This window comes from Kitasatospora sp. NPDC096140, assembly GCF_040303045.1.
Classification (GTDB): Bacteria; Actinomycetota; Actinomycetes; order Streptomycetales; family Streptomycetaceae; genus Kitasatospora.
In genome coordinates, this window is sequence record NZ_JBEOUW010000003.1 from 204,191 (window position 1) to 226,327 (window position 22,137).

The following is a 22,137-nucleotide window of genomic DNA, read 5'->3' on the forward strand; positions in this document are numbered from 1 at the left end:
GTCGGGAGGGTGGGGCCGGCCGGGAGTGCGGCCGGGTGGCGGTGCGGTCAGTCGGTGTCGGGGTCCGTGAAGCCGGGGGAACCGGGGGCGGCGGCGCTCGGGGCGCACAGGGCGGCCAGGCGGCGCGGGGTGCGCTGCTGGAAGACCGCGCGGATGTCGACCGGGTGGCCGAACGCGGCCTCGATCCGGCCGGACAGCCGTAGCGCCGCCAGTGAGTCGCCGCCGCGGGCGAAGAAGTCGTCGTCCGCGTCCAGCGGCTCGACGTCGGCGGTCGGGTCGGCCGCGGCCCCGATGGCCTCGGCCGCCAGCGCCGCCAGGGTGTCCCGGGCGGCCCGCAGGGCGTCGGGGTCCGGCAGCAGCTCGCCGACCTTCGCCTTCGGCTGCTGCGCGACGGCGTGCAGCAGCGCGAGCAGCAGGTCGCCGGCCCGCTCCGCGAGCGCGGTCGGGACCAGCTCCGGCCGGTGGCTGAGCGCGAGGTGCAGCCGCTGCTCCGGGGTGACGGTCAGTCGGACCGGGTAGTGGTACGGGTCATGGCCGTGGGTGTCGGTGATCCGCAGACCACCCGAGGACCCCGCCGCCCCACCGGCGCCCGCCCCACCGGATCCGGGCCCACCGGATCCGGGCCCATCGGATCCCGGCCCATCGGACCCCGGCCCGATCGGCTCGGCGGCCGCGTAGTTCTCGAACACCAGGCAGCTGTCGAAGAGTTCGCGCTGCCCGGCGCGACCGGCGGCGCGCAGGATCTCGCCGAGCGCCAGGTGCCGGTGCGGGGCCAGCTCGGCCTGCTCCCGGTGGAGGTCGCGCAGCAGGGCGTCCAGTCCGGCGTCCGGGTCCAGCCGTACCGGGACCGGCACGGTGTTGACGAGCAGGCCGACCAGGTCCTCGTGGCCGGGCAGTTCCGGGGTGCGGATCGACCCGGTGGCGCCGAAGACCGGTCGGCGGGAGCCGGTGAGCCGGTGCAGGGTGAGCGCCCAGGCCGCCTGGACCACGGTGTTGAGGGTGACGCCGTGGTCGCGGGCCGCCCGGCGGAGCGCCTCGGTGGTCTCCTCGGGGAGTTCCGCGGTGCGCCGCAGTGGCCGGGCGTGCACCCGTGCGGGGTCGGCGTCGGGCGCCAGCAGGGTCGGTTCGGCACCGGACAGGGCCTTCTGCCAGGCGGCGCGCGCGGCCTCGCCGTCCTGCCGCTCCAGCCAGCCGAAGTGCCGCCGGTAGGGGACGGTGTCGGGCAGGCCCGCGTCGTCGCCGCGGTGCCGGTACAGGTGCGCCAGGTCCCGCAGCAGGATCGCGCTGGACCGGCCGTCGACCAGGATGTGGTGGAGCGTCAGCACCAGTTGGTGGCGGCGTTTGCCGAGGCGCACCAGCAGGCCGCGGACCAGGGGGGAGCGGGCCGGGTCGAACGGCTCCTGGCGCTCCCCGGCGAGCACCTCCCGCCGTCGGGCCGTGTCGGCGCGGCGGAGGTCGAGTGCGCGCCAGGGGGCCTCGGCGTGCTCGTCCAGGACCTGCACGGGCTCGCCGGAGGGCAGCAGCTCGAACCGGGCGCGCAGTGCCTCGTGGCGCCGCACCACGGCCCGGAACGCGGTGCGCATCCGGTCGGCGTCCAGCTCGCCGTCGAGTTCCAGCACGGTCTGGACGGTGTGCAGGTCGGGGGCGCCGTGCTCGTATCGGGCGTGGAACAGCAGGCCCTGCTGGGTGGGGGTGAGCGGGAGGACGTCCGTGACCGGGCCGTCCTGGGCGAGGGCGTCCAGCTCGTCCTGGGTGATCCGGACCAGCGGTACGTCCGAGGGGGTGATCCCGTGCGCGGCGGGCCGGCCGGCGAAGGCGGCCAGGGCGCGCAGTGCGGTGGCCCACTCCTCGGCCAGCGCCCGGACCTCGGGTTCGGTCAGCAGGCCGGGGGCCCAGGACCAGGTGGCGGTCAGCCGCAGGCCGTCGCCGCCGTCCTCGGCCACCGCGTTGACCTCCAGCGGGTGGGCCATCGGCTGGTCGGGGTGGACGGGCGGGGCGGCGGTCTCGCCGGCCGGGCGCCAGTCCGCTTCGGGGCCGGCGGTGAACCGGCCGAGGTAGTTGAAGGCGACCTGCGGGTGGGGGAGGCCGCCGAGGGTGGCGCGGCCCCGTTCGTCCAGGTAGCGCAGCAGCCCGTAGCCGAGGCCGTGGTCGGGCACGGTGCGCAGCTGTTCCTTGACCGTCTTCAGGGCGCGGGCCAGCGCGGCGTCATCGAGTGCCGCGTCATCGAGTGCCGCGTCGTCGAGCACGGCGTCATCGAGTGCCGCGTCGTCGCGCGCGGCGGTGCCGGGGGTGAGCAGCACGGGGTGCAGGGTGGTGAGCCAGCCGACCGTCCGGGTGAGGTCCAGCCCGTCGAGGTCGCGGCGGCCGTGGCCCTCCAGGTCGACCAGCAGCCCGCCGGGGCCGCGCGTGCGGGCGGCGGCCAGCGCCAGGGCGGTCAGCAGGACCTCGTCGGGGCCGGCCCGGAAGGCCGTGGGCAGCGTGGTGAGCAGCGCTTCGGTCTCGGCGGGGGTGAGTTCGACGGTCAGGCTCCGGGCGGTGCCGTGCACGTCGCGGGCCGGGTCGGCGGCGCGGTCGGTGAGCTGGGGGCCGGCCTCGGCGAGGGTGCGCCGCCAGTGCTCCAGCTGCGCCGCGACGTGTGGGCGCCCGGAGGCGTCGGCCAGCGTCTCGTACCAGCGCCGGAGCGAGGTCGGCACCGGGTCGAGCAGGGCCGGGGCGCCGGTGCCGGCGGCCCGCCAGGCGGCGTGCAGGTCGGGGAGCAGGACGCGCCAGGAGACGGCGTCCACGGCCAGGTGGTGGACGACGACGAGGAGGCGGCCGGGGGCGGTGCCGGCGTCGAACCAGACCGCCTGGAGCAGGTTCCCGGTGCGCGGGTCCAGCCGGCCGGTGGCGTCGGCGGCGTGCTCGGTGACGGCCGCGGCCAGGGCGTCGGGGGCGAGCCCGGCGACATCGACCCGGCGGACGCGGTCGGCGGCGGTACCGCTGCCAGTACCGGCGTCGGTACCGACGCCGGCACCGACGGCCGGGACGGTCAGCGACCAGTCCTCGGTCAGGCGCATGCGCAGCGCGCCGTGCCGGTCGAGCAGGGCCTGCACCGCGCCGGTCAGTCGCTCCAGGCCGAGCCCGGCCGGGACGGTGAGCAGCGTGGACTGGTTGAACGAGTCGACGGGGCCGCCGAGTTCGCGCAGCCGGTGGACGATGGGCGGCGCCGGGAAGTCGCCCACACCGTCGTCGTGGGTGACCGGGGCCGCCGTGCCGGTCGTGGCGCCGGACAGCGTGGCGAGCGCGGCCGCCGTACGGTGCTCGAAGACCTGCTTGGCGGTGAGGTCGAGGCCCGCGCCGCGCGCCTTGGCGACCAGCTGCAGGGAGGTGATGGAATCGCCGCCGAGCTCGAAGAAGCCGTCGTGGACGGAGCGCACGTCGCGGTGCAGCACCTCGCCGAACAGCTTGACCAGCAGCTTCTCGACCGGGTTGCGCGGCGCGCGGCCGGTGGTGCGCTCCTCGGCCGGGTCGGGCACGGGCGGCAGCGCGGCGCGGTCCAGCTTGCCGTTGGGCGTGAGCGGGATCTCCGGGACGGGGACGAAGGCGTCCGGCACCATGGCGGCGGGCAGCCGGGCGGCGACGTGCTCGCGCAGCTCCTCGGCCCCCGGTGCGCCGTCCAGGACGAGGTAGGCGACCAGCCGGTCGGCCTGCGGGCCGCTCCGGACGACGACCACGCAGTGCCGCACCGCCGGGTGCCGGCAGAGCTCCGCCTCGATCTCGGCGGGTTCCACCCGCTGGCCGCGGATCTTGACCTGGTCGTCCGCGCGGCCGAGGTAGACGAGTTCGCCGTCGGCGCCCCACCGGGCGATGTCGCCGGTGCGGTACATCCGCTCGCCGGGCGCGCCGAAGGGGTTGGCGACGAAGCGCTCGGCGGTCACACCGGGGCGGCGGACGTAGCCGCGGGCCAGGCTCGGCCCGGCGATGTAGACCTCGCCGGGCACGCCGACCGGAACGGGGCGCAGCCAGGTGTCGAGGACGTGCATCGCGGCGCCCGGGATCGCCCTGCCGATCGGGACGGCGCCGGGGGCGATCCCGTCGTCGGGCCCGCTGCGGAACTCCATGCAGCCGACGGTGGCCTCGGTCGGGCCGTACTCGTTGACGGCGGTGGCCGTCGGGTTGCCGGCCCGCCAGGCGCGCAGCATCGCGCCGGACAGCTGCTCGCCGCCGACCACCAGGTCGCGGGTGGGCGACAGCCAGGCGTGGGTGTCGGCGAGCAGCGGCATCTGGCTGGGCGTCACCTTGGCGAAGGTGGCCGGGCCGAGGCCGGTGGGCGCGGCTTCGGTGAGCTCCGCCATGTGCACCCGGCCGCCGGCGGTGAGGCCGCCCCAGACGCCGGTGACGGTGAAGTCGAAGGAGATCGGTGACTGCACGATCGCCGTCCCGGCCAGGCCCGGGTAGGTGCGCCGGGCGAAGTCCAGGTAGACGCCGACGGAGCGGTGCTCGACCTGGACGCCCTTGGGGCGGCCGGTGGAGCCGGAGGTGTAGATCAGGTAGGCGCCGTTGCCGGGGCGCAGCGGACGGACGCGCTCGGCGTCGGTGACGTTGCCGTCCGGGTGCGGCTCGGCCAGCAGGTCGGCGGGCCGCAGGTGGGCCGGCGCCGGGCCGGCGGGGAGCGGTTCGGTGGGCCGCGGTTCGGTGGGCGAAGGGCCGGCCGCCGTCGGGTCGGCGGGCCGGGGCGCCTCGGCCGGGAGGGCGGGGTCGCGGTCGGTGAGCAGCGCGGCGGGCCGGGCGTCCCGGAGCATGAAGGCGACCCGCTCCGCCGGGAGCGCCGGGTCGATCGGCAGGTAGGCGGCGCCGGACTTCAGCACGCCGAGCAGCGCGACGACCAGCTCGGCGTCGTGCGGCAGCAGGACGGCGACCACGGACTCGGGGCCGATGCCGCGGGCGATCAGGGCGCGGGCGATCCGGTTGGCGGCCGCGTTGGCGTCCCGGTAGCTGAGCGTGCGGTGCCGGTCGGAGAGCGCGACGGCGTCCGGCGCCCGGTCGACCCGGGCCTCGAACAGTGCGGGCACGGTGGTCTCGGGCACCGGGCCGCGGGCCGGGACACCGGGGACGGGCAGGGCGGCCCGGGCGGCGTCGTCGAGCAGGTCGAGGGCGGCCACCGCGGTGTCCGGGGCGGTGGCGAAGGCGGTGAGCGCGGCCTCCAGCCGGCGCAGCACGCCGCGGGCCGTGTCGGCGTCGAACACCTCGCGGCGGTGGGTGAGTTCGAGGACCAGCCGGTCGCCGGGGACGACCACCAGGCTGAGCGGGTAGTGGGTGGAGCCGCGGGCGCCGTCCGGGTCGGCGGCCGCCGGGTCGTCGGTGAGCGGGGAGATCCGCAGGCCGGCCAGGGGCCGGGCGGCCGCGTCGTCGCCGCTGCCCGGGTCGGCGAGGGCCAGGAAGGTGTCGAAGAGGGTGCCGTGCCCGGCGGACCGCTGGATCTCGGGCAGCGGGAGGTGGTGGTGGTCGGTGAGCGCGGACTGCTCGCGCTGCACCCGGTCCAGGAGGGCGTGCAGCGGCTCGGCCGGGTCCAGGCGCACCCGTACCGGGACCGAGTTGATGAGCAGTCCGACCATCTCCTCGACCCGCGGGGCGGCGGCCGAGCGCACCGAGACGGTCTGCCCGAAGACGACGTCGGTCTTCCCGGTCAGCGAGGCGAGGGCGAGCGCCCAGGCGGTCTGGGCGACGGTGTTGAGGGTCAGGCCGCGGGCGCGGGCGGTGTCCCGGACGGCCGCGGTGAGCTCGGCGGGGAGTTCGGCGGCGACCAGGTCGGGGAGGTCCTCGGCCGCGCCGGTGTGCTCGGGGCCGGTCAGGGTGGGCGCGTCGAGCCCGGCGAGGGCCTGCCGCCACGCGTGCTCGGACACCCGGGCGTCGCGCTTGGCGAGCCAGGCCAGGTAGCCGGTGGGCGGGACGGCCTTCGGTAGGGCGGTGTCGTCGCCGCCGGCCGCGTAGATCGCCACCAGGTCGCGCAGGACGGTCGACAACGACCAGCCGTCGAGCAGGATGTGATGGTGTGTCAGAACCAGGACGTGCGACTCGGGGGCCGTCCGGACGATCGAGAAGCGGACCAGCGGCGGGGCGCCGAGGTCGAAGCCGCGCAGTCGCTCCTCGGCGAGGTGCCGGGCCAGTCCGGCGTCCGCCCCGCCGGCCGGGTCGGCTGGGGCCTCCGCCCCGCCGGCCAGGTCGAGTTCGGTGATCGGCACGGTGACCTTGCGGTGCACCAGCTGCACGCCCTGCCCGTTCTTCCGCTGCTGGAAGGAGGCGCGCAGTGCGGTGTGCCGGCGGACCACGGCCCGGCAGGCGGCGCGCAGCCGCTCGCGGTCGAGCGGGCCGTCCAGGCGCAGCGCGGCCTGGCTGACGTACTCGTCGATGCCGCCCTGGCCGAGCAGCGAGTGGAAGAACAGCCCCTCCTGCAGGGGCGCGAGCGGAAGGACCGCTTCCAGCGGTGAGTCGTGGGCAGGCACTGGGTGATCTCCAACCGGGGCGGGTTGCGGTCGCACGGTCCGCGGGCGACGTCCGGCGCGGGCCGGCCGGGATCGCCGGGGGGACGGGAGCTGCGGGGCCGTCCGGCCGGCCCGCGTCGGCCATGCTTCCGGCTGCCGTACGGCCCGGCCAGGCAAGTGCCCGGCAATCGAAATTGCATTCCAGCTGCCGATCGGGTGTAACGGTCTCCACCAGGGGAATTCGGTTCTGCGGAGACGTCCGGAAGACTTCCGCAAGGCGTCCCTATTCCACCGGCGGGGGCTGCAGTAGGGTGCCTCTGCGCCGTTCCGACCGCCGTTCTGACCACCGCTCCGATCGCCGATCTGACGAGGCCGCGCCCGTGCTCACGGCGCCGGTGCCGATGCGGGCGCCTCACACACGATGGGATTTCCCCGTGAAAGACAACATGGTCGAGATTCTGACCGCAGCCGTTCTGGTGCTCGGACTTCTCCGTGAGTTCAGGGATCAGAGATTGACCCTCGCGCCGTGGCTGCTTCCGGTGATTCCGATTGTGGTCGGAGCCCTCCAGGACGACCTGATTGACCACGACAGGAGCGGCGCCTCGATCGGGCTCGGCGCCGCGATCACCGGGGTCGGTCTGGTGCTCGGCGTGGCGTACGGCGCGCTGCTGCCGATCAGCCGGGACGCGGCCGGGCACACCGTGTTCAAGGGGGGCCTGTACGCCGTGGCGGTCTGGGCGGGCCTGCTGGTCTCCCGGACGGCCTTCTACAAGGTCGGGCAGAACCAGGACATCGAGACCGGGTTCGGTTTTCTGGCCATCTCGTTCGGCGCAATGCTCCTGGCGCGCACGCTGGTTGTGACCGTCCGGTCCCGCAAGCGGCTCCCCGCCGGCTCGCCGGCCTGAGGCGGCGGGCGGCGCCCCGGGCCGGCCGGTGAGGCCGCCCCGGGGCCGGCCGGTCAGGCCGGCGTGAGGCTCCGGACGTCGCCGCCCAGTTCGCCGGCGGTCAGCGCCGCCCACATCACCCGGCGGCGCGGTTTCCCGCTGGAGGTGACGGCGAGGCCGCCGCGCGGCACCTCGACCGCGAGCAGGTCGGCCTCGGTGCCCAGGGCCTCGGAGAGCACCGTGTGCGCCGCGGCCTGCCACTGCGGGTCGGGCTTCTCCAGCACCACCACGCCGGTCGCGCGGTCCTCGCGGTGGCCCAGCAGGACCGCCACCCGCCGCTGGGGGATGCCGAGTTCGTGCAGCTTGGCCTCCAGGCTCTCGGCGAAGACCATCTTGCCGCGGACCTTGACGCCGTCGCCGAGGCGGCCGACCACGTAGAGCTGGCCCTCGTGCAGGAAGCCGGCGTCGCCGGTGTGCAGCACCCCGCCGTCGAGCACCGTGCCGGAGGCGGTGCCGGCGGCGCCCTGGTAGCGGGTGCCCAGGGTGTTCCCGCTCACCAGCACCTCGCCGACCACGCGGTCCGGCACCTCGGTGCCCTCGTCGTCCACCACGGTGACCGTGACGCCGCGCAGCGGGCGGCCGCAGCCGACGAAGCGTCCGGCCTGGTCGCCCTCCAGGGTGACCTCGCTCCAACCCTCGCCGATCGGCAGGCCGGTGACCGCCAGGGTGGCCTCGGCGCCGCCGTACGCGGGCAGCAGCGCGCGCCGGTCGAAGCCGTGCGGGCCGAGCAGCGCCTCGAAGCCCTCCAGCACCTGCGGGTCGATCCGCTCGGCGCCGAGGATCAGCGAGCGGAAGGACGAGAAGTCCAGGCCCTCCAGCTGGGCCGGCTTCACCCGGTGCAGGATGTACGCCAGGCCGAAGTTGGGCATGGCGGTGAGGCCGACCGCGTTGTCGCTGATGCAGCGCAGGTAGCGAAGCGGGGAGCGGATGAAGTCCTCCGGCTGCATCATCCAGCCGTCGCAGCTCATCGTCACGAAGTTGACCATGCAGCCGATCAGGCCCATGTCGTGGTGGACCGGCAGCCAGGAGATGCCCGAGTACTCCGGGTACCACTCCAGCCAGCGGTGCATCGCGTTCACGTCGTTGGTCAGCGCCTCGTGGCCGACCAGCACGCCGCGGGAGCGGCCGCTGGACCCGGAGGTGAACTGCAGCAGCGCGAACTCGGCCGGGGGGTACGGCTTCGCGGCCGGCTCGACGCCGTCGATGAACGCGTCGAAGACCACCGGCGCGGGCAGGTCGAGGCCTTCGGTGACGGTGCGCACCGGCGCCTGCGACTCCTCGTCGCAGACGATCACCCGGGGCTGCGCGGTGTCGAAGAGGGCCCGCGCGTGCTCGGCGTACTCGCTGCCGCGCTGGAAGGCGAACGGCGGCGCGATCGAGCACGGCGTGCAGCCGGCCGCGATGGCGCCGAAGAACGTCGCCACGAAGCCGGGGCTGCAGCGCTGGACGACCGCGACGACGTCGCCGTCCTGCGCGCCGGCGGCGCGCAGCGCCTCGGCCGTGCGCAGCACCTTGTCGGCCAGCTCGGCGTAGCTGTGGAACTCCCAGGAGTCACCCGGACCGGCGAAGTGCAGGCCGCGCTCCTCCGAGGCCTCCTCGACCCAGTCCAGCAGGGCCCTGTCGGGGATGCTCATTGACCGATTCCTTCCCAGATCCTCGCGTTCGTCGGAGCAACGTGGCTGCCGCCCACGGCCGCATCCTCCGGTTCGTACGGGCGGGAGGCCAGGAATCGAGCGGGCAACTCCGGCCCGCCGCGCGGCCGGTACCAGCAAGGCCGATTGCCGGTCAGTTTCCTGGTCGGATCACTGCGCGCGCGCAAGCATCGGCGGCGAGAACCGTCAGTGCGGTCCCCGGGCAGCGGCCGGGGGGCCGCCCGTGCCGCCGGCCGACCGCCGTGGAGAGGAGCCAGGTGTGTACCGGGCAAGCGATCGAGAAGGATCCGGTTCGCACTCGTCGACCCGCGGGGCCGGGAACCGCACGCCGCTGACCGCCGCCGGCCGGGCGCTGTGGCTCGCCCAGCAGTTCGCGCCGGACTCGCCGAGGTTCAACCTGGTGCGCCGCTTCGAGATCCGCGGCCCGCTCGACCCCGAGCTGTGGCACCGGGCGATCCGGCAGGCGCACGCGGAGAGCCAGGTCTTCGAGGTGCGCCTGGGCGAGGACGCCGACGGCCCGTACCAGGAGCACCTGGGCCGCTCGAACGCCGGCTGGGACGTCGTCGACCTCTCCGACCGGGCCGACCCCGAGCTGGCCGCCCACCGCTGGATCGCCGACCGGATGAGCACCACCTACGACCTGCGGCGCGGCCCGGTGGGCGAGGACGTGCTGCTCCGCCTCGGGGCCGGCCACTGGTTCTGGTACAGCAGCTACCACCACGTCCTGACCGACATCCAGGGCCTGGCCATCCTCACCGAGCGGATCAACGGGCTCTACACGGCGATGGCGGCCGGCACCGAGCCGGGTGGCCGCCCGCTGCCGTCCTCCCTGCTGCTGCCCCTGGAGGAGGCCGCCTACCTGGCCTCGGAGCAGTACGAGGCGGACCGCGCGTACTGGCTGGAGCGGATGGCCGACCGTCCCGAGCCGGTCACGGTGGCCCCGCGCGCCGCCGACTGGGTGGGCGACGTGCTGCGCGCGCAGACCCTGCTGACCTCGACCCACGCGACCGCCCTGCGCAAGCTGGGCCGGCGTCGGCGCACCGACTGGACGGCGGTGGTCGCGGCCGGGGTCGCCGCCTACCTCGGCGGTCTGAGCGGCCACCAGGACCTGGTCCTCGGCCTGACGGCGACCGTCCGGCGTACCGACACGGCCCGCGCGACCCCGGGCATGCTCGCCAACGAACTCCCGCTGCGCGTCCGGCTGGAGCCGGACATGACGGTGGGCGAGCTGATCGACCACACCTCCGCGCGGCTCGGCGAGCTGCTCACCCACCAGCGCTTCCCGCACGAGCACATCCGCCGCGAGCTGGGCATGCGGGACGCGGGTGACCGGCTGTTCCACGCGGCGCTCAACCTGGTGCCCACCGGCGACCGCACCGAGCTGGCCGGCTTCCCGGCCACCGTGACCGGCCTCAACGCCGGCCAGGTCCCCGACCTGGTGCTCACCCTGTTCCCCGACCCGGCCGGCGGGCAGCACGTCCGCCTGGAGGGCAACGAGGCCCGCTACGACCAGGCGGACCTGGACGCCCACACCGTCCGGCTGCTGGCCTTCCTGCACCGCCTGGCCGAGGCCGACCCGGACACCCCGCTGGCCCGGCTGCAGTTGGCGACGGCCGTCGAGCAGGACCGGGTGCTGAACGACTTCAACGACACCGAGTGGCCGACCGAGCGGATCACCCTGCCGGCGCTGTTCGAGCGCCAGGCCGCCCGCACCCCGGACGCCGACGCGGTGGACTTCGAGGGGCGCACCCTCACCTACCGGGAGCTCGACGCCCGGGTGAACCGCCTGGCGCGGATGCTGCTCGAACGCGGGGTGCACCGCGGCGGTTTCGTCGCCGTCGCCCTGCCGCGGGGCCTGGACAACCTGGTGGCGCTGCTCGCGGTGATGAAGGCCGGCGCCGTCTACTTCCCGGTGGACCCGGGCTACCCGGCGGACCGGGTGGACGGGATGCTCTCCGACGCCCGGCCCGACCTGATGGTCACCCGACACGCCGACGGGCTCCCGGCCCGCGACGGTCTGGCCGCGGTGCACCTCGACGACCCCGCGGTGGCCGCCGGGCTGGACGCCGCCGACCCCGCCGAGCCGGCGCCCCCGACCGCGCCGACCCCGGCCGACATCGCGTACATGATCTACACCTCGGGCTCCACCGGCCGCCCCAAGGGCGTGCTGGTGCCGCACACCGGCCTGGCCGACTTCGCCGAGTCCCAGCCCGGCGTGCTGGCGCTGCGCCCGGGTGAGCGGGTGCTGATGATCAGCTCGCCCAGCTTCGACCCGTCGATGTGGGAGCTGTCGGTCTGGCTGATGAGCGGCGGCTGCGCGGTGATCGCCCCGCCGAAGCTGATGCCCGGCCCGCAGCTGGCCGAGTTCATCGCCGAGCACCGGGTCGGCTGCGTGGGCACCGTGCCGTCGGTGCTGGCCGCGTTCCCGCCCGGCTCGCTGCCGGACGACCTGATCATCGCGGTCGGGGCGGAGGCGCTGCCCGCCGAGCTGGTCCGCCGCTGGGGCGGCGCGCACCGGCTGCACAACGTGTACGGCGCCACCGAGAGCACCGTGTTCACCACCATGACCGGCCCGCTGAGCGGGCCCGGCACGCCGTCGATCGGCTCGCCGCTGCACAACGCCCGGGTGTACGTCCTGGACGCGCTGCTGCGCCCGGTGCCGCCCGGTGTCACCGGCGAGATCCACCTGGCCGGCCCCGGCGTCTCGGTCGGCTACCACCGCCGGCCCGGCCTCACCGCGCAGCGCTTCGTCGCCGACCCGTGGGGCCCGCCCGGCAGCCGGATGTACCGCACGGGCGACAACGGCTCCTGGGGGCCGGACGGCAAGCTGCACTTCGTCGGCCGCAGCGACCACCAGGTGAAGATCCGCGGCTTCCGGGTCGAGCTCGGCGAGGTGGAGAGCAGACTCACCGCGCACCCCTCGGTCGCCCGGGCCGCCGTGGTGGCCCGGGCCGCGCAGGGCAGTGCGCGCCGCCTGGTCGCCTACGTGGTGCCCGCGCCGGGCGCCGCCGTCGAGCCCGCCGAGCTGCGGGCCTGGGTCGGCCGGACCCTGCCGGAGCACATGGTGCCCGCGGCGGTCGTCGTGCTGGACGCGTTCCCGCTCACCTCCAACAACAAGATCGACCGGGAGGCGCTGCCGGAGCCCGACATCCGCGGCGGTGCCACCCGCCGGCCGCCGCGCACCCGCACCGAGACCCTGCTGTGCGAGCTGCTGCACGAGGTGCTCGGCGCGGAGGAGATCGGTATCGACGACGGCTTCTTCGACCTGGGCGGCGACTCCATCACCGCCGTCCAGCTCGCCGCCCGGGCGGTCAACTCCGGGCTCGCGCTCACCCCGCAGGACGTCCTGACCTACCGTACGGCCGCCACCATGGCCGCGGTCGCCGACGGCGGCCGCGCCGCGGACCTCGACCGGTCGCTGCTGACCGACGCCGGCGGCCCGGCGGAGGGGCTGCCGCTGACCCCGCTGCAGCGCGGCATGCTGTTCCACTCGCTGTACGCCGACGACACCGGCGCCGACCCGTACATCGGCCAGATGGTGTTCGACCTGACCGGCGAGGTCGCGCTCGACCGGCTGCACGCCGCCTGCGACGCCCTGGTCGCCCGGCACGACGCGCTGCGCGCCCGCTTCGACCTCGACGAGCTGGGCGAGGCCCGGCAGAGCGTTCCGGCCCGGGTCACGGTGCCGTGGGCCGAGCACGACCTGCGCGGGCTGGACGCCGAGGAGCAGCGCACCCGCACGGCCGAGCTGCTGGCCGCCGACAAGGCGGCCCGCTTCGACCTGGCCCGGCCGCCGCTGCTGCGGTTCGCGGTGGTCAGCACCGCCGACGACCGGCACCTGCTGGTCTTCACCAGCCACCACGTGCTCTTCGACGGCTGGTCCGTCGGGATCATGCTGAAGGACCTGTTCGCGGCCTACTCCGAGGTCTCGGAGCCGTCCGAGCAGGTCTCCTTCGCGGCCTACCTGCGCTGGCAGGACCGCCAGCCGAAGGAGACCGCCGCGGACGCCTGGAAGCGCGCGCTGGCCGGGGTCGAGCAGCCCTGCCTGGTCGCCCCCGGGGCCGCGCTGACCACCGGGATGCCCGCGCTGACCCGCCGGGCGCTGTCCGGGAAGCTCTCCGCGGACCTGGCCCGCACCGCCCGGACGGCCGGCCTGACCGTCAACACCGTCCTCCAGGGCGCCTGGGCGGCCCTGCTCGGGCAGCTGACCGGCCGGGACGACGTGGTCTTCGGCACCTCGGTCTCCGCCCGGCCGCCGCAGCTGGCCGGGATGCAGGACCTGGTCGGCCTGGTGATGAACACCGTCCCGGTGCGGGTCCGGCTCTCCGCCGAGCGGACCCTGGCCGAGCTGCTCACCGAGGTGCAGGCCGAGCAGGCCGCGCTCGGCGCGCACCACCACCTCGGCCTGGCCGACATCCAGCGCGGCCTCGGACTGGGCGAACTCTTCGACACCACCATGGTGTTCGAGAACGCGCCGGCCGACCGCGAGGCGATCCGCCGCGCCCTGCCGGGGGTGGAGATCGCCGTCGCCGAGTCCGACCGCACCGGTGTCACCCACTACCCGCTCAGCCTGATCGTCCACCCCGGTCCGCAGCTGCGCCTGGAGCTGACCCACCGCCCCGACCTGTACTCCGGCGAGCAGGCCGAGGCGCTGCTGGGCCGGCTGGAGCGGTATCTGCAGGCCTTCGTCGACTCGCCCGAACTGCCGCTCGGGCGCGTCGGGTTGGTCGATGACGAGGAGCGCCGCGCGCTGGTCGGGGACGGCGGCCCGACGGCCGTGCCGCACGAGGGGGGCACCCTGCACGGCCTGTTCACCGCACAGGCCCGCCGCACCCCGGACGCCGAGGCCGTGGTGTACGGCGAGCGCCGGGTCAGCTACGCCGAACTCGACGCACTCTCCGGGGAGTTGGCCGCCATCCTGGCTGCCGACGGGATCGGTCCCGGCGACGTGGTCGCGGTGGCGCTGCCGCGCGGCGTGGACCTGGTCGTGGCGCTGCTCGCGGTGCTGCGCACCGGCGCCGCCTACCTCCCGCTGGACCCGGAGTACCCGCCGGAGCGGGTCCGGGCGATGACCGAGGACGCCCGCCCGGCGCTCACCCTGGACGAGCGGAGCTTCGCCGGGCTGTCGGCGCGCGAGGCCCCGGGCCCGGCGCCGGACCGCGCGGTCGACCCGGTGCACACCGCGTACGTGATCTTCACCTCCGGGTCCACCGGCCGCCCCAAGGGCATCGTGGTCGCCCACCGCGGCATCGTGAACTACCTGCGCTGGATGCAGCGCCGCTTCCCGCTGACGCCCGGCGACCGGGTGCTGCAGCGCACCTCGATCAGCTTCGACCCGTCGGTGTGGGAGATCTTCTGGACCCTGCACGTCGGCGCGACGATGGTGGTCGCGCTGCCGGAGGCCGACCAGCACCCCGGCTACCTGCCGGAACTGATCCGCACCGAGCGCATCCACACCGCGCAGTTCGTGCCGTCCACCCTGGAGCTGTTCCTGCTGGAGCCCGGCGCCGCCGCGTGCGACAGCCTGCGCCAGGTGTTCTGCGGCGGCGAGAAGATGACCGCCGGTCTGGTGGAACGTTTCCGCAAGGCCGGCGACGCCGACCTGCACAACCTGTACGGCCCGACCGAGGTCTCGATCTACACCACCAGCTGGCAGGCCGGGTCGGAGACCGGCACCGCCGACGTCCCCGTCGGCAGCCCGGCCGACAACCTGCGGGTGTACCTGCTGGACGGCGCCCTGCGCCCCGTCCCGGTCGGCACGCCCGGAGAGATCTACATCGCCGGCACCGGCGTGACCGACGGCTACACCCGCCGGCCGCTGCTGACCGCCGAACGGTTCGTCCCCGACCCCTTCGGCCCGCCCGGCACCCGGATGTACCGCACCGGCGACCTCGGCCTGCGCCGCCCCGACGGCGCCGTGCGCTACCTCGACCGCGCCGACCACCAGGTGAAGATCCGCGGCCACCGGATCGAGCTCGGCGAGATCGACTCGGCACTGTCCGCGGTGGACGGCATCCGGCAGGTCGCCACGGTCGTCCGCGAGGACGTCCCCGGCAGCCCGCGGATCGTCTCGTACGCGGTGCCCGAACCCGGGGCGCTGCCCGATCTGGAGACCGCCCGCAAGCAGGTCGCGGAACAACTGCCCGCGTACATGGTCCCGTTCGCGATCGTGTCGCTGACCGCCCTGCCGCTCACCCCCAACGGCAAGCTCGACCGGACCGCGCTGCCCGCCCCGCAGGCCGGCCGGCGGGAGCGGCGCGAGCCGCGCACCGACCGCGAGCGCCTGCTGTGCCGCCTCTTCACCGAGGTGCTCGACGGACAGCAGGTGGGCATCGACGACAACTTCTTCGACCTGGGCGGCGACTCCATCGCCTCCACCCGGCTGGCCGGGCGGGCCCGGATCGCCGGCCTGTCCCTCACCCCACGGGACGTGTTCCGTCACCGCACCGTGGCGGCCCTGGCGGAGGTCGCCACCGGGATCGAGCCCGAGGCGGCCGTCGCCCCGCCCGCGGCGCCGCAGCTCGAACTCGACGCCGACGAGCTCGCCGAACTCGAAGCGCACTGGAGAAGTGGGAAATGAAGCCGACCTCGTTCGACGCGATCTGGCCGTTGACACCGCTGCAGGAGGGCATGCTCTTCCACGCCCTGTACGACGGCGGGCAGGACGGCGTCGACCACTACAACATGCAGCTCCCGATCGAGCTCACCGGAGCGCTGGACCGGGACGCGCTGCGCCGCGCCTGCGAACTGGTCGTGGCCCGGCACCCCGCGCTGCGCGTCGGGTTCCTCCAGCGCCGCTCCGGCGAACCGTTCCAGGCCGTGGCGTCCCGGGTGGAGCTGCCGTGGGCCGAGGTCCCCCTCACCGGCCTCGACCCCGCCGAGCAGCAGCGCCGGCTGCGCGAGGTGCTCACCGGGGAGCGCCACCGCCGCTTCGAGATGACCCAGCCCCCGCTGCTGCGCTTCACCCTGGTCGCGCTGGCCGCCGACCGGCACGTCCTCGTCCTCACCAACCACCACATCCTGATGGACGGTTGGTCGATGCCGGTGGTCGTCGAGGACCTGTTCCGGATCCTCCACCACGGCGGCGACGCCACCGCCCTGGACCCCGCGGTCTCCGTCGGCGACTACCTCGGCTGGCTGAGCACCCGCAACCGCGACGCCACCGAGGCCGCCTGGGGCAAGGCCCTGGCCAGCCTGGAGGGCCCCACCCTGCTCGGCCGCGGCGCCGAACTCGCCGGCGGCGACGTCGCCCAGCACCGGATCCGCCTGGAGCTGGACGAGGAGCGCTCCCGCGCGCTGGCCGAGGCCGCCCGCGGCCGCAACCTCACCGTCAACACCGTGATCCAGGGCGCCTGGTCGCTGCTGCTCGCGCTGATGACCGGCAGCGACGACGTGGTCTTCGGCTGCACCGTGGCCGCCCGCCCGGCCGCCGTCCCCGGCGTGGACCGGGTCGTCGGCCTGCTGATCAACACCGTCCCGGCCCGCGTGCGGATCGACCGCACCGAGCCGTTCGGCGCACTGCTCGACCGCGTCCAGGACGAGCAGGCCGCCCTCGCCGAGCACTCCTGGCTCGGCCTGGCCGACATCCACCGGATCAGCGGGCACGACAGCCTCTTCGACACCACCCTCGCCTTCGAGAACTTCCCGCTGCCGGCCTCCGCCCGCGGCGTCGAGGTCGCCGGCCTGCGCCTCGCGCTCGCCGGTGACGCCGTCGACGAGGTGCCGGAGGGCACCCACTACCCGCTCAGCCTCGCCGTCTTCCCCGGCCCGACCACCGTCTTCGAGCTCAACTACCGCGCCGACCTGTACCCGAGGGCGCGGGCCGAGGCGCTGCTGGAACGCCTGGGCCTGCTGGTCGGGCACGCCGTCGAGCGGCCGGACACCCCGGTCGGCCGGCTCCCGCTGCTCACCGGGGAGGAGCGGCGCCGCATCGAGCGCGCCGCCGCCCCGGCCCCGGTCGCCACACCGCCCGGCACCCTGGTCGAGCTGTTCGAGCAGCAGGCCGCCCGCACCCCGGACGCGCCCGCGGTCGGCTGCGGCACCGAGCGGCTCACCTTCGCCGCGCTCGACACCGCCGCCAACCGGCTGGCCCGGCAGCTGGTCGCCCGCGGCGCCGCCCCCGAGCGGCCCGTGGTGATGGCCCTGCCGCGCACCGCCCGGGCCGTCGTCACCCTGCTGGCGATCCTCAAGTCCGGCGCGGTGTACGTCCCGGTGGACCTCGAACAGCCCGCCGAGCGGATCGCCGCCGTCTTCGCCGAACTGCGCCCCCACCTCGTGGTCACCACCGGTGCGTCCGCCGCCCGGCTGCCCGGGGGGACCGAGCGGGTGCTGCTGGACGAACTGCCGCACGAGCCCGACGGCACCGCCCTCACCGACGACGAGCGGATCGCCCCGCTGCGCCCGGAGAACCTGGCGTACACCATCCACACCTCCGGTTCGACCGGCCGCCCCAAGGGCGTGGCGGTCGAGCACCGGTCGCTGGCCAACATGTTCCACAGCCACCGCAACCACCTGTTCGAGCCCGAGCAGGCCGCGGCCGGCCGGCCGCTGCGCGCCGCGCTGACCAACTCCCTGGTGTTCGACGCCTCGTGGAGCCAGCTGCTGTGGATGGTCGGCGGGCACGAGCTGCACATGATCGAGGAGGAGCTGCGGGCCGACCCGCACGCCCTGCTCGACCACGTCACCCGGCACGGCATCGAGGTGCTCGACACCACGCCGAGCTTCGCCCGCCAGCTGATCGCCGAGGGACTGCTGGACGAGGGCCGTACGGTCCGCGTGCTCGCGCTCGGCGGCGAGGCCGTCGACGAGCCGCTGTGGCTGCGGCTGCGCGCCGCCGAGGGCCTGTCCGCGTACAACCTGTACGGCCCGGCCGAGTGCACCGTCGACCCGATGTACGCCCGCCTCGCGGCGCACGAGCACCCGGTGATCGGCGGCCCGGCCGACAACCTGCGCGCCCACCTGCTGGACGACGCGTTGCGGCCCGTCCCGCCCGGCGTCACCGGCGAGCTGTACCTGGCCGGCGCCGGCCTCGCCCGCGGCTACCTCGGACAGCGGGTGCTCACCGCCGAGCGCTTCGTCGCCGACCCGTTCGGCGAGCCGGGCGCCCGGATGTACCGCACCGGCGACCGGGCCCAGCGGGACGACGACGGCACCCTGGTCTTCCTCGGCCGCACCGACGACCAGATCAAGATCCGCGGCTTCCGGGTCGAGCCCGGCGAGGTCGAGGCCGTGCTGGCCGCCGACCCGGCCGTGCGGCACGCCGTCGCGGTGGCCCGCGAGGACGGCCCCGGCTCCCCGATGCTGGTCGCCTACGTGGTCGCCGCGCCCGGCGCCACCGCGGACGGCGCGGCGCTGCGCGCCCGGGCCGCCGAGGTGCTGCCCGGCTACATGGTGCCGTCCGCCGTGGTCGTGCTGGACGAGCTGCCGGTGACCGTCAACGGCAAGGTGGACAAGGCGGCGCTGCCCGCGGTCCGTTTCGACGGCGGCGGCGAGGGCGGCGAGCCGCGCGACGAGCAGGAGGAGCTGCTCCGCGGGCTGTTCGCCGAGGTGCTGCGGGTCGAGCAGATCGGCATCCACGACAACTTCTTCAACCTGGGCGGCGACTCGCTGCTGTCGATGCGGCTCTCGGCGCTGGCCCGCCGGGCCGGGCTGGCGCTGAGCCCCCGGGACGTCTTCCTGCACCGCACGGTGGCGGCCCTGGTCGCCGCCGCCCGGGACACCGACCCGGAGTCCGGCGACGCCACCGCCACCGCCGTCACCGGTGCCGCCGACGAGCCGCTGCCCGAGGGCCCGCTGCTCGACCTGACCGCCGAGGAGCGCGCCGAGATCGAGGCCGCCCACCCCGACGCCGTCGACGTGTGGCCGCTGACCCCGCTCCAGCAGGGCATGAGCTTCCACGCCCTGCTCGCGCCCGACCGGGTCGACCCGTACGTCACCCAGCAGGTCTTCGACCTGGACGGCGAGGTGACGCCCGCCGTCCTGCGCGCCGCCTTCGACGCCGTCCTCGCCCGGCACGCCAACCTGCGGGCCCGCTTCGTGCGGCTGCGCTCCGGCCGGGCCGTGCAGGTGATCCCCGAGCGGGTCGGGGTGCCGTGGCAGGAGGTCGACCTCGGCGGCCAGGCCGCCCCGGAGCAGGCCCGCCGGGTCGAGGAGCTGGTGGCCGAGGAGCACGACCGCCCGTTCCCGCCGGGCTCCGCCCCGCTGCTGCGGGCGCTGCTGGTCCGGCTCGCCGACGACCGCCACGTGCTGGTCGTGACGGACCACCACATCCTGCTGGACGGCTGGTCGGTGCCGCTGTTCTTCCGCGAGGTCTTCGCCGCGTACGCCGCCGGCGGCTCCGCGGAGGGGCTGCCGGAGCCGGTGCCGTTCCGCCGGGTGCTCGCCTGGCTCTCCGGCCGGGACGGCGCGGCGGCCGGCACGGCCTGGGCCGGTGCCCTGGCCGGCCTGGACGAGTCCACGCTGGTCGCCCCGCACGCCGACCTGTCGGTGCTGGCCGGGCAGGGCACCGTCCACCAGGTCCTGGACGCGGAGGCCTCCGCCCGGATCACCGCCGCGGCCCGCGCCGCCGGGATCACCGTGAACACCCTGGTGAACGGCGCCTGGGCGATCGCCCTGGAGCGGCTGACCGGCCGCGGCGACGTCGTCTTCGGCGCCGCGGTGTCCGGGCGCACGCCCGAGCTGCCCGGCGTCGAGGACGCGATCGGCCTGGTCATGAACACCGTGCCGTTCCGGGCCGTGCTCGATCCGGCGGAGCCGCTGTCCGCCGCCCTGGTCCGGATGCAGACCGAGCAGTCCGAGCTGATCGCCCACCACCACCTCGGGCTGCCGGAGATCCAGCGGGCCGTCGGCCTCGGCGAACTCTTCGACACCATCGTCGGCTTCGAGAACGCCGGGATCCACCACCCCGAGGCGCGCCGGCCGGTGCCCGGACTGGACATCGGGCTGCGCGAGCCGTCCGTCCCCGGCTCCGCGCACTACCCGCTGCGGCTGCTGGCACGCCCGGGCGAGCACCTGGACCTCAAGCTCCACTACCGCACCGACCTCTACGGCGAGGCCGAGGCGGGCGACCTGCTGGCCTCGGTGCTGCGGGTGCTGGAGACCTTCGCCGAGGCGCCGCGGACCCCGCTCGCCGCACTGGACCTGCTGTCCGCGACCACCCGGGAGACCGTCCTGGAACGGTGGGCCGCGACCGCCCCCGCCGCGCCCGCGGCCACCATCCCGGCGCTGTTCGCCCAGCGGGTCGCCGAGCACCCCGGGGCGCCGGCCGTGCTCACCGGCACCGAGGAGCTGAGCTACGCCGAACTCGACGCCCGGGCCAACCGGACGGCGCGCGTCCTGCTGTCGCACGGGGCCGGCCCGGAGCGCATCGTCGCGGTCCTGCTGCCCCGCAGTGCCGAGCTGGTCACCACCATCCTGGCGATCTGGAAGAGCGGTTCCGTCCACATGCCGGTGGACACCGACTACCCGGCCGACCGGATCGAGTTCATGCTCACCGACGCCCGGCCGGACCTGATCCTGGCCGCGCCCGACGCCGTCGCGAAGATCCCGGCCGGACTGCGCGACCGGGTCGTCACCACCGACCGGCTCGCCGCCCCGGCGGACACCCCCTCCGGCGAGGTGACCGACGCCGAGCGCGGCCGCCCGCTGCTGCCCGGCTGCGGCGCGTACGTCATCTTCACCTCGGGCTCCACCGGCCGCCCCAAGGGCGTCCTGGTCACCCACGCCGGCCTGGCGAGCTTCCTGGCGACCCAGCGGCGGCACCTGGACCTCGGCCCCGGCCGCAAGGTGCTGTGGTTCGCCTCGCCCAGCTTCGACGGCGCCATGGGCGAGCTCAACACCGCGCTGCTGAGCGGCTCCTGCGTGGTCGTCGGCAGCTACGAGGAGATGCTCCCCGGGCAGCCGCTGGCCGACTGGGTGGCCCGGACCGGGGTGCAGACCCTGACCGTCCCGCCGTCCTCGCTGGCCGCGATGGCCGACGGCAGCCTGCCGGAGGGGATCACGATCGTCACCGGCGGCGAGGTCCTGCCGCCCGAGCTGGTGGCCCGCTGGGCCCCGGGCCGGCGGATGCTGAACATCTACGGCCCGACCGAGACGACGATCATCGCGACGGTCGGCGGCCCGCTGGAGCCCGGCGTCGCCGTGTCGATCGGCGCCCCGGTCGTCGGCGCCCGGATCCGGGTCCTGGACCACTGCCTGCGCCCGCTGCCCGCCGGGGTGCCCGGCGAGGTGTACATCTCCGGAGCCGGCCTGGCCCGGGGCTACCTGCACCGCGCCGACCTCACCGCGAGCCGCTACGTCGCCGACCCCTTCGGCGGGCCCGGCGCCCGGATGTACCGCACCGGCGACATCGCCCGCTGGCTGCCGGACGGCCGCCTCGACTACGTGCGCCGGGCCGACGACCAGGTGAAGCTGCGCGGCTTCCGGATCGAGCCGGGCGAGATCGAGGCCGTGCTGGCCACCGACCCGGGCGTGCGGCACGCCACCGTGCAGCTGCGCGAGGACACCCCCGGGGCGCGGCAGCTGGTCGCGTACGTCGTCCCGGCCGGGCCGGACGGCACCGACCCCGCCGCGCTGCGCGAGCTGGTCGCCGCCCACCTGCCCGAGTACATGGTGCCGGCCGCCGTGGTCGAGATCCCCGAGCTGCCCACCACCCCGCACGGCAAGCTGGACCGCGCCGCACTGCCCGCCCCACGCTTCGCCGGCGCCGAGGGCGGCCGGGAGCCGCGCACCCCGCGCGAGGAACTGCTGCGGCAGCTCTTCGTGGACGTGCTCCGGGTCGAGCGGATCGGCATCGACGACAGCTTCTTCGCGCTCGGCGGCGACTCGATCATGTCGATCAAGCTGGTCACCGCGGCGCGCGAGGCCGGGCTGGAAATCTCCCCGCGGGACGTCTTCACCCACAAGACCGTCGCCGAACTGGCCGCCGTGGCCGGCGAATCGGCGCCGGAGGCCGCCGGCGGGGAGGTCGAGGAGGCCGAGGAACCGCTCGTCGACCTCGACCAGGACGAACTCGACGAGTTCATCGCCAGGTTCGCCGACGAGGACTGACAGACCCGGGCGGAGAGCCGGCCGGGACCCTGC

General features: G+C 75.5%; 5 protein-coding genes. 3 read left to right on the top strand and 2 right to left on the bottom strand.

All coding sequences use genetic code 11. The features are described 5' to 3' along the window. Positions 1 to 47: 47 nt before the first annotated feature. Positions 48 to 6,482, bottom strand: coding sequence for a non-ribosomal peptide synthetase (locus ABT048_RS04290; RefSeq protein ID WP_350519775.1), 6,435 nt, complete (start codon positions 6,480 to 6,482; stop codon positions 48 to 50). A gap of 413 nt (positions 6,483 to 6,895) precedes the next feature. Here ABT048_RS04290 and ABT048_RS04295 point away from each other — a divergent pair, with 413 nt between their 5' ends. Further along, entirely contained in the window at positions 6,896 to 7,366 is a 471-nt protein-coding gene (locus ABT048_RS04295) for a hypothetical protein (RefSeq protein ID WP_350519776.1), read from the top strand. A gap of 53 nt (positions 7,367 to 7,419) precedes the next feature. On the opposite strand, the gene ABT048_RS04300 is transcribed toward ABT048_RS04295, so the two are convergent. Next, positions 7,420 to 9,039 carry an AMP-binding protein gene (locus tag ABT048_RS04300; RefSeq protein WP_350519777.1) on the bottom strand — a complete coding sequence of 540 codons (1,620 nt, stop codon included), beginning with the start codon at positions 9,037 to 9,039 and terminating at the stop codon, positions 7,420 to 7,422. A 277-nt stretch (positions 9,040 to 9,316) separates the two neighbouring features. Here ABT048_RS04300 and ABT048_RS04305 point away from each other — a divergent pair, with 277 nt between their 5' ends. Both ABT048_RS04305 and ABT048_RS04310 read left to right on the top strand, forming a co-directional pair. Then, entirely contained in the window at positions 9,317 to 15,637 is a 6,321-nt protein-coding gene (locus ABT048_RS04305) for a non-ribosomal peptide synthetase (RefSeq protein WP_350519778.1), read from the top strand. Next, positions 15,634 to 22,104 (top strand): non-ribosomal peptide synthetase, encoded by a 6,471-nt coding sequence (locus ABT048_RS04310; RefSeq protein ID WP_350519779.1) that lies wholly within the window; start codon positions 15,634 to 15,636, stop codon positions 22,102 to 22,104. Before ABT048_RS04305 ends, ABT048_RS04310 begins: the two co-directional genes overlap by 4 nt. The last annotated feature ends 33 nt before the right edge of the window (positions 22,105 to 22,137 follow it).